Source organism: Paenibacillus solani, from assembly GCF_001277345.1.
Lineage (GTDB): Bacteria > Bacillota > Bacilli > Paenibacillales > Paenibacillaceae > Paenibacillus_AQ > Paenibacillus_AQ solani.
Window position 1 is genome coordinate 558,726 of sequence record NZ_LIUT01000008.1, and the last position, 13,287, is coordinate 572,012.

General features: G+C 49.9%; 13 protein-coding genes. 11 read left to right on the plus strand and 2 right to left on the minus strand.

Annotated elements, in window-relative coordinates:
- The 6 genes from AM231_RS26580 (at position 1) to AM231_RS26605 (ending at position 5,796) form a co-directional block, all read left to right on the plus strand.
- Positions 1–699 carry a response regulator transcription factor gene (locus tag AM231_RS26580; RefSeq protein WP_054405336.1) on the plus strand — a complete coding sequence of 233 codons (699 nt, stop codon included), beginning with the start codon at positions 1–3 and terminating at the stop codon, positions 697–699.
- Positions 696–2,048, plus strand: a complete 1,353-nt coding sequence (locus AM231_RS26585) for a sensor histidine kinase (RefSeq protein WP_053491092.1) — start codon at positions 696–698, stop codon at positions 2,046–2,048. Before AM231_RS26580 ends, AM231_RS26585 begins: the two co-directional genes overlap by 4 nt.
- 88 nt (positions 2,049–2,136) lie before the next feature.
- Complete coding sequence (locus tag AM231_RS26590; protein WP_054405337.1) at positions 2,137–2,781, plus strand: PepSY domain-containing protein; 645 nt, start codon at positions 2,137–2,139, stop codon at positions 2,779–2,781.
- Positions 2,782–2,909: 128 nt separating this feature from the next.
- Entirely contained in the window at positions 2,910–3,554 is a 645-nt protein-coding gene (locus tag AM231_RS26595; RefSeq protein WP_242615316.1) for a PepSY domain-containing protein, read from the plus strand.
- A 253-nt stretch (positions 3,555–3,807) separates the two neighbouring features.
- Positions 3,808–4,125: a phasin family protein gene (locus AM231_RS26600; RefSeq protein WP_054405338.1), complete on the plus strand. Its 318-nt coding sequence runs from the start codon at positions 3,808–3,810 to the stop codon at positions 4,123–4,125.
- Positions 4,126–5,796, plus strand: coding sequence for an ABC1 kinase family protein (locus AM231_RS26605; RefSeq protein ID WP_054405339.1), 1,671 nt, complete (start codon positions 4,126–4,128; stop codon positions 5,794–5,796). It abuts the gene before it with no gap.
- Here AM231_RS26605 and AM231_RS26610 read toward each other — a convergent pair.
- Complete coding sequence (locus AM231_RS26610; RefSeq protein ID WP_242615317.1) at positions 5,701–6,369, minus strand: hypothetical protein; 669 nt, start codon at positions 6,367–6,369, stop codon at positions 5,701–5,703. The genes AM231_RS26605 and AM231_RS26610 overlap by 96 nt on opposite strands.
- Positions 6,370–6,540: 171 nt before the next feature.
- On the opposite strand from AM231_RS26610, the gene AM231_RS26615 reads away from it, so the two are divergent.
- From AM231_RS26615 to AM231_RS26625, 3 genes are all read left to right on the plus strand, one after another.
- Positions 6,541–8,139 (plus strand): DEAD/DEAH box helicase, encoded by a 1,599-nt coding sequence (locus tag AM231_RS26615; protein ID WP_054405340.1) that lies wholly within the window; start codon positions 6,541–6,543, stop codon positions 8,137–8,139.
- A gap of 78 nt (positions 8,140–8,217) precedes the next feature.
- Entirely contained in the window at positions 8,218–8,568 is a 351-nt protein-coding gene (locus tag AM231_RS26620) for a DUF3243 domain-containing protein (protein ID WP_054405341.1), read from the plus strand.
- Positions 8,569–8,747: 179 nt separating this feature from the next.
- A complete protein-coding gene (locus tag AM231_RS26625) occupies positions 8,748–10,010 on the plus strand; it encodes a hypothetical protein (RefSeq protein ID WP_054405342.1) in 1,263 nt (420 codons plus the stop codon).
- Positions 10,011–10,037: 27 nt separating this feature from the next.
- Here AM231_RS26625 and AM231_RS26630 read toward each other — a convergent pair whose 3' ends face one another.
- A complete protein-coding gene (locus tag AM231_RS26630; protein ID WP_054405343.1) occupies positions 10,038–10,574 on the minus strand; it encodes a hypothetical protein in 537 nt (178 codons plus the stop codon).
- Positions 10,575–10,867: 293 nt separating this feature from the next.
- On the opposite strand from AM231_RS26630, the gene AM231_RS26635 reads away from it, so the two are divergent.
- Together AM231_RS26635 and AM231_RS26640 are read left to right on the plus strand one after the other, a co-directional pair.
- A complete protein-coding gene (locus AM231_RS26635) occupies positions 10,868–11,347 on the plus strand; it encodes a glutathione peroxidase (RefSeq protein WP_054405344.1) in 480 nt (159 codons plus the stop codon).
- Positions 11,348–11,835: 488 nt separating this feature from the next.
- Complete coding sequence (locus AM231_RS26640; RefSeq protein WP_054405345.1) at positions 11,836–13,197, plus strand: FAD-dependent oxidoreductase; 1,362 nt, start codon at positions 11,836–11,838, stop codon at positions 13,195–13,197.
- The last annotated feature ends 90 nt before the right edge of the window (positions 13,198–13,287 follow it).

Here is a 13,287-nt window from a genome sequence, read left to right on the forward strand (position 1 = left end):
TTGAACGGGAAAATACTAATAGTTGAAGATGAAGCGAAAATATCCCGTCTGCTGGAAATTGAGCTGGAAAGCGAAGGCTATGAGGTTGCCAAAGCAGATAACGGACTGGATGCGCTGGAGGTTTACCGCAGTCAGGAAGTGGATTTAATTCTGCTGGATGTCATGCTCCCCGGCATGAGCGGGATTGAGCTGCTGCGGCGGATTCGTGCCCATGATTCCGATACGGCCGTGCTGCTGCTGACCGCCAAGAGCTCCGTTGAGGATAAGGTGTCGGGGCTTGATCTTGGAGCCAATGATTATATCACGAAGCCTTTTCAGATCGAGGAACTGCTGGCGCGGATTCGTGCCGCACTGCGGCTCCAAGGAAAGCAGCATTCCGAAGAGCAGACAGCGGGAGAGTGGCTTACGGCTGCAGATTTGAAATTGAACGAAGGAACGCGGGAAGTGATTCGCGATGGCAGAAGGATCGAGCTGACGCCGCGCGAATTCGACCTGCTCGTCTACTTGCTGAAGAATAAGCGGCAGGTGCTAAACCGCGAGCAGATTCTCGCTGCTGTATGGGGATACGATTATTACGGCGATACCAACGTCGTGGATGTATATATACGCTATGTTCGCAAGAAAATCGATCATGGCAGCAAGCCGGAGCTCATTCATACCGTCCGTGGCGTCGGATATGTGCTAAAAGAGGCTCCATGAAGCTGAGCAGTAAAATCCATCTCTATTCGTCGGTGCTGATGGCGGCCATTCTGATCATCATGAATTTATCTGTTTATTATGTGTTTAGCAAAATGACGGTAGACAGTCAGCTGAAGCAAGCGGAAGCCGAGGACTCCAGAATTTCGCGGGAAATGGTCAAAGCTGCGGATACGATCCCGGTGGGCGACTTGCTTCGAAGCTATGTCCCGCTGGATGGAAAGATCCAATTGCTCGGACCGAATGAACGGTATCCATCCACTTCGGTGACATCCTCCGGGGAGGATATGGACGAACTCAAGCTGGCTTACGATACGAAGAAGCAGGTGAAGATCGTTGAGTATGACAACACCCGGTACACGATGGTTTCCCTGCCTCTTATCTGGAGGGATGGGGTTGTGGTCAACATCCAGGTCGCCCGCAGTATCGCTGCTACGATGGAGACGCTCCAAGTGCTGCGAATCGTGCTCGTCGCCGTAACCGCTATTGCGCTGGTTCCGGTCATTCTATCGACTCGGATATTGGGTCGTTTGATCGTGCAGCCGATTACGGCTTTGATCCAGACGATGCGGGAGATACGGAAAAGCGGGAGGTTCCGGCGAATCGAGCTGAAGGATAGGTCGAAGGATGAATTGATGGAGATGGGAGCTGCGTTCAACGACATGATTACGCTGCTGGAGAGCAATCATGCGAAGCAGGAGCAATTCGTGTCCAACGCTTCCCATGAGTTAAAGACACCGCTTACCATCATTGAGAGCTACGCAAGTCTGCTAAAGCGGCGAGGTCTGGATCGTCCAGAGCTGTTTATGGAGTCCGTGGAAGCGATCCATTCAGAAGCAATTCGGATGAAGGAAATGACGGAACAGCTGCTGCTGCTTGCTCGCAATCAGGATCAATGGCAGGTCGAAATGGAGCAGGTGGATCTCGTGGCATTATCGGAGTCTTCCGCTCGTGCGTTTCGGGATGCTTATAACCGTCCGGTGGAAGTGGAAGCCGATGGCGAGGTGTTGGGCTGGACAGACAGCCGCAGGCTAAAGCAGCTGTTGTTTATTCTGCTCGACAATGCACGGAAATACAGTGATGAACATATCGTCATTCAGGTGGGCAGAAAGCCATCGGAGGTCTACATCCGGGTCATTGACCGCGGGATTGGGATTGCCAAAGAGGAGTTGGAGCATATCTTTGACCGATTCTATCGGGTAGATGAGGCTCGAACCCGCCGGGGTGGAGGCGTGGGCCTTGGTTTATCCTTGGCCAAGGATATTGCAGAGGCCATCTCAGCATCGGTAGAGCTGGATAGCCTACCAAACGTGGGTACTACCGCTACGGTTCGGCTCCAAGCATCACAATAAAAGGCAGCCCATCCCCCTGTTTCTCATCGTATTCTAACCTTGCTGCGCTATACTGGCGGTAAAGACAGATTGTATCCGAGGTGATTCGATGCGTAAAAAAGTCAGTCTGCTGCTTGGTGTCGTGATGCTGGTAGCCGTTATGATTATTGTAAATGCGGTATGGAGTCCTTTCAGCAGTTCAACTTCCGCCATGTCAACTGATGAAGTGGTGGAGGAGGTGCTTTCCCAGTATCCTGGAGGGGAAATCACGAAGACCTCGCTGGATGGCGAGGTATATCGATTGGAGCTTCAGTCGGCTAACGGAACATATGAGATGACGGTAGATGCCCGTCAAGGCGATATCGTGTCGATCCAGCAGCTGGATGAGAGGACTTCACAGCCGCCAACAGAGCCAGTTGAACCAACGGAGCCGAATCTGGACATCCCCCCTTCCGAGCCGGCGGATAATGGCGGAAAGGAAACAGCAGGAGGAACAACAGGCGGGGAAATTGGAAACGGAAGCGACGCATCGGAACCGCCTGCAACAATGATTACCAAAGAGTATGCGATCAAGCTTTCTTTAGAGAAAGTACCGGGCAAGGTGGAAGACGTGGAGTATCGCGAGAGCAAGAGCAGCCGTTACTACCTGGTGGAAATTGAGCGGGAAGACGGCCGTGAAGCGACCATTCAGGTTCATGCGATTACCGGTAAGATCATGACGGTGACTTGGGATGATGAGGACGACGATGAATAGATGAGAGGCCTTGCTCGGGTTTTCTCATCGTTTTCTAATCTTTCTCTCCGAAAGCTCTCATGTTGAGAGGGTATATTGGGTTTGTAGCGATAAACAACAAACAACAAGAGGCCATGAGGAGGCGTAAGATGATGAAGAAAAAAACATTATGGGCAGGCGCATTGTCCGTAGCCATCGCGGCAAGTGGAGTTTACGGCTATAACGCCGTGCAGGCAGCAGGATCAGGACATACACCGGCAGCGGGAACTCAGGCAGCAGCGACGAAACAACAGCAATTGATCGGAATGGAAAAGGCAGAACAATTGGCACTGGCAGCGGCCAGTGGTAGCGGTATAGTGGAAAGCATCGATATCGACCGCAAAAAAGGAAAAATGGTTTACGATGTTGAGATCCAGCAGAATAATCGGGAGGTAGATGTGTGGATCGATGCCTATACCGGGAAGTCTCTGGGTGTCAGAGTAGATCAGGATGACGACGATGATCATGGCAATATTCCAAGCAATCTGATTGGTGCCGGCAAGGCATCCGCTATCGCCGTGAAACACGTAAAGGGCGGGACTGCTGTTGATGTGGATTTGGATCATGATGACGGCAGATGGGTGTATGAAGTTGAAGTGAAAACTACCCAAGGATCATCTGAAGTTGAGGTTCATGCGACCAGCGGCAAAGTGATCAAGGCAGAGTATGAGAAATACGATGATCACGACGATGACGATCATGATCACGATTGGGATCATGACGACCACGACCATGATGATCGAAATGACGACTAAGAGTTGTTGATCCGCTTGTGATCGATAGTTTTAGCGAACGGACGGGATTGTATCTTCCCGTCTGTTCGCTTTTTTTTTGCATCCTCCATGTCTGAGTTTCATGTCGTCGCTTGAATATCGATTGTCCTCATATTTAAAGGGGGCATTGATAGAGTGCTTCTTTGGTACTTATAAAAGCTAACCCAGGGGTAGATGTTTTTTACCAGCGTTAAAGGTTATAATAGAAACAGACAACGACCGGGAGGGATGTACTGTGAGTGATCTTTTTAAGAAAGCAATCTCGCTAGGCTTGGGCCTTACCGTGGTCAGCAAGGAAAAAGTTGAAAAAATCGTGGATGATCTGGTCAAACGAGGGGAACTTGCCCCCGCGGAGTCCAAAGCGCTAGTGAATCGTCTCGTTGAACGTGGCGAAGAGGAGCAGTCGCAGATCAAGAAATATATTTATGAACAGGTACAGCGTGTATTGTCCGAACTGGACGTTCCCAAAGAGAGCGATGTCGTTAGCCTGGAACAGCGCATTGCCGTTTTGGAGAAAAAGGTACTAGAACTGGAAGGATCGAAGCAGGAATAGATGGCGCTTCGAATCCGACATGCCGGCCGTTACCGGGAAATCGCCATGGCGCTCATGCGTCATGGCTTTGGCTATATGGTGGAGGAGATGGGACTGTTCCATGTACTGTCGCTGCCAGCCCGCTGGAGTTCGCGGGAACAGCCAGAGACGATGACGCTCGGAGAGCGTATTCGGCGAGTGCTCGAGGATCTGGGCCCTGCCTTCGTGAAGCTCGGGCAGCTGGCGAGTACAAGATCGGACCTGCTGCCGGACCCGATTATCCAGGAATTGGTGAAGCTGCAGGAGCGTGTGCCTCCTTTTTCTTCCGCCAGTGCGCGGGAGCTGATTGAGCAAGAATGGGGTATGCGAATCGAAGAAGTGTTAAGTGAGTTTCAAGATAAACCGCTGGCTGCTGCCTCGATTGGGCAAGTCCACGCCGGCAGGCTGAAAACCGGAGAACATGTTGCAATCAAAGTACAGCGTCCGGGCGTAGCACGGATGATCGGTCGCGACTTGGAGATACTGCGGGATTTGGTTTCGATTGCCGAGCGCCATTGGGAATGGGTGAAGCAATACCGAGTCGATCGGATCGTTGATGAATTCGCCAGAGCCATGATGGCTGAGCTCGATTACAGCCATGAAGCTCGAAATTCAGAGAAGATTGCATCTCGCATGACCGAGCAGGAGAACATTCACATTCCGCAGGTTTATTGGGAGTACACGACCTCGATGGTGCTGATGATGGAGTATGCTGACGGCCTTACGTTAAGCCGGCGGCAGGAAATAGTGGATAAGGGACATGATCTGAAAGCGATCGCTGAACATTTGATCGATGGCATGCTGCATCAAATTTTTATAGATGGTTTCTTTCATGCTGATCCTCATCCAGGCAATCTGCTGGTTCGCGAGGATGGAAAGCTGGTCTTTCTGGATTTTGGACTGGTAGGTCAACTCAGCGAGGATATGAGGGATCATCTGTCCGGGCTTATCATTGCTCTGATGCGGAGAAATTCGGAAGGGATGATTCGGGCCATATCCCGCATGGGAGTCATTCCGGATGATTGCGATATGGACTTGCTGCGGTCCGATATGGATCGGCTGCGCGAAGAATATTATGATGTACCTTTCGCGCAAGTACGGATCGGCAAGGCGCTGACGGATTTGTTTGCCGTTGCCCAGCGGCATAGCATTATGCTGCCGCCGGATCTGACGCTGCTTGGCAAGTCCTTGTTGACCCTGGAAGGGGTCATCGAAATGCTCGATCCGAGTTTGAGCATTATCGATATGGCGGAGCCTTTTGGCCGTAAGCTGCTGAAGAAACGCTATAATACCAGCCGGATCAGCAGGAAGGTGCTCGATGGTGTAACGGGAATCGCCGAGAGTCTGCTTGATCTGCCCGGACAGGCCAGGCAGTTGTCGGCACTGATCAGTAAAGGCAAATTGCGGGTCGAAATCAGCGTGCCCGAGCTAAAAGCGTTGATGCGCAAAATGGACCAGATCAGCAACCGCCTGTCCTTCAGTATCGTACTTCTTGCCTTCAGCATCATCATGGTGGGACTGATTATCGGCTCTTCGCTCAGCCGGGAACCGATGATGCTATGGAGATTTCCGGTGATTGAAGTGGGCTTCATTGTTGCTCTCCTTATGGTTGCATGGCTGCTGTACGCGATTTTTAAGTCCGGCAGGTTCTAGCTGATGGTTTCTCGCATTGGCCCGCTTGCGCCGGTGAATCCAGGCTTGGACGCCAATCAAGATCCATTCTGTAAGATGGAAGAAGAAGACGATGAGCAGGGATTGCAGCCAGCCACTGATGGGAATACGAGTCAGGAACAGCGACATTGAGTATATCAGGACTGTGTCGGTCAGGACCGTAACCGTCTGTTTGATATACAGGGAAGCATCCTTGCGAAGCAGCAGCCGCAGCAGCGCAATGACCAGCGGATGAATGAAGCTCTCGAAGATCAAGAATCCGATCAGCAGTAGAAGCGATAAGCTGAAGACAGCGTTTTGATTGTCATTAGCAGCGGGTTCGCCTGATCCTGAAACAGGATGCGCGGGAAACCAATGGGCAGACAGCATAGCAAATAATACGAGTGGTATCATAATAAAGGCCGACAACAGCGGGATGAGCCATAGCTTCTTCCGGAAAGCCACCCTTGGCTCACCGTCGCGTCTTGAAATATAATTCATCATCAGATTAATGAGGACGAACAGAATCATCAGGGTAAGTACAAATACAACGCTCTGAATGAGCTGCATATCCATCAACACCTCCTTGAGGGTGTAAGATTGTACATGATATTATTCAAAGTTTAGGGTCATTTGTCAGTCGCAAAGATGCCATGGAAGCCCCCGCTTCTTCTTGAAACGATTTCGATCGGCATTTTGTCGGGATTTATCTATGTTTTATGTTATTCCAGCCGATAGACGAAACCTATGCTAAATAAATTAAATGAGGTGGAACGTTTGCCGAACTTTCAACAACTGGGCATTGACGATCAAAGAGTACGGAAACTGAAGGAACAGGGGATTACGGAGCCGACTCCAGTTCAGCAAGAGAGCATCCCGCTGCTGCTGCAAGGAAAGGACGTCATCGCCCGCGCTAAAACCGGTACAGGCAAAACATTGGCTTTCATGCTGCCGATTCTGCAGGCTATCGATCCCAAGCGTGCGTATCCGCAGGCACTTATCGTAGCGCCGACGCGTGAGCTTGCACTGCAGATTACGGAAGAAGCCAAGAAGCTGACAGCCGGTGAGCCGGATGGCATTAAAATCTTGGCGGTCTATGGCGGTCAAGATGTGGAGAAGCAGCTGCGCAAGCTCGAAGGCGGGCGCCATTTGATCATCGGTACGCCGGGACGGCTTCTGGATCACTTACGCCGCGGTACGCTGGAGCTGGGCGGTGTGAAGCAGCTGGTACTGGATGAGGCCGACCAGATGCTGCACATGGGCTTCCTTGATGAAGTGGAGGCGCTGATCCATGCACTGCCGTACCGGCGGCAGACAATGCTTTTCTCGGCTACGATGCCTGCCGGCGTTAAACAGCTTGCCGGCAATTATATGAATCAACCGGTTGATATCGTCATTAAGGGGGCCTCTCCGATTCCGCTGGAGCAAATCCAGCAGGTTGTGGTGGAATGCACGGATCGTTCCAAGCAGGATGCCCTGCGTGCGATGATTGAACAGTACAATCCTTTTCTCGCCATCATCTTCTGCCGGACGAAGCGCCGGGCCACGACGCTGAACGAGGCACTGCTGGCTCATGGCTATCAATCGGACGAGCTGCATGGGGATTTGTCCCAGGCAAAGCGGGAAGCGGTGATGAAGCGGTTCCGGGATGCCAAGCTCCAGCTGCTGGTGGCCACGGATGTAGCGGCCAGAGGGCTTGACGTCGAGGGTGTTACTCATGTCTTCAACTACGATATGCCTCATGATGTCGAAAGTTACATTCACCGTATTGGACGAACAGGACGTGCCGGAGGCAACGGAATGGCTGTTACTTTCGCAGCCGGTAAGGATCTTAACGATTTGCAGCGCATTGAGGAAGGGATTTCTCAGCGCTTGAAGCGTGTGCGCTATGATTCAGGTGCCGGAAGCCTTCGTGAAGGCTCAAACGATTACGGTAGGGAGACAGGAAGATCGGGAAGAACAAGAAGTGCTTCCTCCTTTGCATCACATGATGAGCGTGGACAAGGTAGAGGCCGTTCCAGTCGCTCTGCGAGTTCCGGGCAAAGCCGCAGCAACCAGGCAGGCAGTACACGTGGTGAGCAGGGCAGGGGACGTGCTGAATCATCACGCAGGGAAGAACGGGGATTCGGACGTGCAGGCAGCCGTGATGGCCGTAATGCCGAAGGACGCGGATCATTGGCGGCCGGAGGTCGTGGCGGCAGCAATGGCCGGACCAGTGGACGTGCAGGTGAAGGCCGGGGACACTCACAGGCCGGGACCCGCGGCAACAGCAGCAGCCGTGGAAATCACGGTGCCCGCGGTGCGAAAGGCCAGAGCGGCGGACGGCGCGGCGGCCGCAGCCGGTAAAAGAGATGAGCTGTTTCAATCCGCACGATCATGTTTATATAGAAAGCGTTACCTAGTCAACAACAAGGAGGCGTTACCATGTCTGAACATAATCATGTTGTAAATAAGAATGGTGAGCTTAATGTGGGCAAGGTCCATGATGCTATGGAGCGGATTGACGACAAGGAGAAGGAACGGATCCTGGCAGATTTTGATTCTTTTCAGGGTTATTTGCACAAACGAATTCAGCTTGCTGAGAGCATCGGTTTGAATGAGGAGCAGTTGGCACAGGCAGCGGAGAAGGTGGCCGGCTATCTGGCCGCGAATGAGGAGCCCCGTAATTCCGAAGAGGAACTTCTTCAGGAGCTTTGGAAAGTGGGAACTCAAGAGGAGCAGCATAAGCTGGCTCATATGCTTGTAAAGCTGGCTCAGAACCGTAAGGCTCAATAAAATATTTCGATAGGATTCCTCCCCGGCTTGTGCCGGGGGAGGAATTTTTGGTTCCTGCCTATTTTGTTCATACGCATAAAGCAGGAATTGTAGAAACAACATACATATTTGAACCGCAAATGTCTCTTCTAATATACGTACTGGGTAACAACATAAGTAGATGGGAGGGAGTTGTCTGAATGTCTCTGGTGCTTCATGAGCAGAGAAAGCCCAGAATGCAGCCTTTTTATTGGGTGCTGACGTTTGAAATGCATGTACTGGGAATGCTCTTGGGTTTGGCCATGACGGTTGGACCCTTGATTTTGTTGTATTATTGGACCAATGTCTGGACCTGGATTAGTCTGATTGCTATACCTGTAGGCATCTACATGGGGATAAAGATATGGAACAGCCTCAAAGGGCATATTTGGTTTAATACGCATCTGGATGAATATTTGTTATACGATGATCATGTGGAGTATACGCGGTGGGACCCGGAAACGAGAGAAGCCTCCAAGGGGAGCTTCTGGATTAGCGACTTGAAGGAAATATATTACGGCCGTTATGTTATGCAATATAGCTATGCTTATCAGAAAAGCAAAATGAGAGAATCCCTGCCTATGGTTGAGCTCATGCCAATGTTATATCTCGTTGCAACAGAAGGAATGAAGGATCGGGTGGTTGCCATTCCGTTCATCGATGCGATGGAGGCAAACCGCTGGTTGGAGGTCATTGGAAAAAAAGATATCCCTTTGTACCTGACATCGATCCTTATTCCGGACATTGAGGATGAATCGGCACTGGATTTGCTGCGCGAAGATGAGGATCTGGAGCGTACCGAATTCGATGGCAATATTGAGCGTCAATTCCGTCCTTATATGGAGCAATTGATCCAGCGAAGCGAGGAAGCGGAAGACCGGGAGCTGACAGAGGAAGAGCTGAATCAGGTCGAATACGATATGCAGATGCTTGAATATGAAGAGGCATTGCAGAAGCGCAGATCAGCCTTCCGTGGTATCGGGTGGCTTGCTTGGCTGGTATTTCCCGTCCAGTTTGCAATCGGCTATTGGTTAACTCGTCAGGCAGAGCAGGGTAATCTGGACCCGGATCAATCCGTGTACCCGATCCTTCTTGTCGGATTCTCTGCTATTCTGTTCCTTTTCCTGGTGAAATGGATGCGCTGGCCACAGATCATCATTTTCTCGGTGGTCACCTTTATTTCGTTCATCTTTGTGGATTTCTCTGAAATTGAGACTGATCCATCCTATGAAATGTCGAGCGTGCTGCTGGGTGTAGCGATGTTGTCACTCCCTGTTGTGGGTTTGTTGTACATGGGGGTTCGGTATATGCGTAGGCGCAGGGATGCCAGCAAACTTCCGCCTAAGCCAAAGCCAAGGCGGTATCAGACTCAGCATGAAACTGATTTATCAGGCCAATCTCCCGGCGAGCAATACTGGACGTGACTTATAACCAAATATAAAAACGCACCCTTACATCTGAGGGTGCGTTTTGTATCGGTATCTGTAGGTTTCCATCGGCTGGCTGGTAAAGGTGCTGTCCAGCTTTTTCTTCTCTCCGGGAGCGAGTGTGATGTTCTCGTACATTTCCGTGAACACCTCGTCATCGTTTTTATCATAGAGGAATAGGGTAATGTTGCCCTGGAATGTTTGACTTTCATGATAGTTACCCGCATAAACTTCAATGTCGGCTTTGTCTTTCCTGCGATACGCTCCGGCATGAACGGTAATGTAGTCGCCTATACTCCGAAGCTCGCCGTCGGCTTTCTTTTCCTCATAATTTTGGTCCAGATGAGTTAGCATCGTCTCTTCTTTATAAAGCGAGTCCTGGGTGATGAGCCCGATGGGAATAGTCAAGAAAAAGTAAAAGGCCAAGGTGGACAGTCCGGTGCTTCGAAGCACAGTCTTGCGGTCATAACCGCCTATGCGTAAGCCGATAAAGGCAATCAGCGCTAAGACGATGACGATTAGATGCCATGGGGAAATAAACATTTGGGGATATAATTTCATTTCATTTCCTCGCTAAGTTAATAATTATGTACCATCGTAAGTTTTGCCAAACTCCAAACTATACATCATTTACCCTGCTATATAGCTGGTTAAACACATTCCAGGCAGATTTTAACTTAAAGACAGGGTGGATGTTTATATCATAGGTTATTTTTACAGATGAGGATAGTGCCTGCTGAAGTGGAAAATTGGTTTTGAGGGCCTGAATTCGGTATGATGTAGAAATAGGTATCCATGTGGCGGAGGCTTTCAAAGCCTGCTGTCCAATAAACGAAGCCAGGAGGAGAATCAAAATGTCCGTTTACGAATATAAAGCTGTGAACCCAAGAGGGCAGGAAGTTTCGTTAAACCAGTATGCAGGCAAAGTTCTGATTATTGCCAATACCGCAAGCCAATGTGGTCTTACGCCGCAATATGGTGAGCTTCAGCAGCTACATGACCAGTACAGTCAGCAGGGACTGGAGATTCTGGGCTTCCCCTGCAATCAGTTTGGCGGGCAAGAGCCGGGCACAAGCGAAGAGGCCGAATCCTTCTGTCAATTGAATTATGGCGTCAGCTTTCCTATTTTTGGGAAAGTGGATGTGAATGGAGAGGGAACGCATCCGTTATTTCAATATTTAAAGGCGGAGCAGCCGGGTCCGAATGAAGACGGTGATATCGCTTGGAATTTCACGAAATTCCTGGTGGACCGCGAGGGTAAGGTCATTCACCGATTCGAGCCGCGCGAGACGCCGGAATCGATGAAGGAGGCCATTGAATCCTTGCTGGATTAAGGCTTAATGCGATGTACGAACAGGGATGTTATCTTCAGGATTATGGTCTGAAGGAGCAGCCCTGTTTTTATTATATCTGTTGTTAACTGCGGAAGAATCATAAGGGGATGCCTGTCCTGCGGCTGGATTGTTATAGCTTACCCAAGTCCAAGATGCTGTATCCTTGGTGGTGAGTTTAATTCGATCGAAAATATTGCTTTCATTCTCCTCATCTCGAGTCATTGAGGCTTATTACGTATGAACTATTTTAGAGTCAATAGCATGCATCATTCATGCTATGTGAAATTATGAACAATGTGTGAATAACCTGTTTGCCTATTGAAATGTGAAATAAATCACATTATAATAAGCTTATGAAGTGAAATAATTCACATTTGGTTATTCCCATTCATCACCTTCATGCGACACATGTGCTGCCAGCATGAATCCAGGGAAAAGTGTTCATCTTAAATAAATATGAAGTTTCCACAATTGGAGGAGGAAAAACCATGAAAGTTGCAGTTATCGGTTGTACCCATGCAGGAACGTCCGCCATCGTAAATACCGCCAAGTTATACCCGGATGCACAGATTACCGTTTATGAACGCAATGACAACATCTCTTTTCTGTCCTGTGGTATTGCGCTTTATGTTGGAGGGGTTGTGAAGGACCCTGACGGATTGTTCTATTCTTCGCCTCAGAAACTCGATGAGCTGGGTGTTGATACCAGAATGAAGCATGAGATCATCTCCGTGGATACAGACCGGAAAACGTTGAAAGTGCGGAACCTGGTCACTTCGGAGACCTTTGATGATACCTATGACAAATTGATTGTTACCACGGGTTCGTGGCCGATCGTGCCGAAGCTTGAGGGAATCGACCTGGGCAATATTCAGCTCTGCAAAAACTACAGTCATTCCAACACGATCATTGAAAAAGCAAAAGAAGCCAAACACATTACGGTTGTGGGTGCCGGTTATATCGGAGTTGAACTGGTAGAGGCCTTCCAGCAAAACGGCAAACAGGTTACCCTGATCGACAGTGCTGATCGTATTCTGAACAAATATCTGGATCCGGAATTCAGCGGCAAGATCGAGCAATCCTTCCGCGAAAGAGGGATTGAGATGGCTCTGGGACAGACCGTCACTTCCTTCCGGGGAGAGGATGGCAAAGTCAATAAAGTTATTACGGACAAAAGCGAGATCGATACCGATATGGTCATCCTTTGTATCGGCTTCCGTCCAAACACGGAGCTGCTGAAGGGGCAAGTGGATATGTTACAAAATGGCGCCATTGTCGTAGATAACTACATGCAAACCAGCAAGCAGGATGTGTTTGCTGCAGGCGACTGCTGCTCCGTACACTATAATCCGACGGGTAAAATGATGTATATACCGCTCGCCACCAACGCTGTCCGCATGGGCACACTCGTTGCACGCAATCTGGTACAGCCGACCACCCCTTATATGGGAACACAAGGTACGTCGGGTTTGAAAATATATGAACACAATATCGCTTCCACCGGACTAACTGAAGGATCTGCCAAGGATGAAAGGCTGGATGTTGAGACCGTAAGCATCACGGATCATTACCGCCCAGAATTCATGCCTACCTTTGAAGAGGTGACCCTGAAGGTGGTATATGAACGCGACAGCCGCCGTATGCTTGGTGCACAAGTCATATCGCGAGTGGACGTAACCCAGTCCATTAACACGCTGTCGGTATGCATACAGAATCGCATGACGATCGATCAACTGGCGTTCATTGATTTCTTCTTCCAGCCGCATTACAATAAACCTTGGAATTTCCTGAACACCGCCGGACTGCATGCATTGCCTGAGATCGAGACGAAGACACCCGTGCATGCCTAATAGACGTCACTTGAAGGGGCTGTCCCAAAAGATCTTAGATCTTGCGGTAGGCCCCCTTCTTGCTGTTAGAAGACGCTCCATGTACGAATC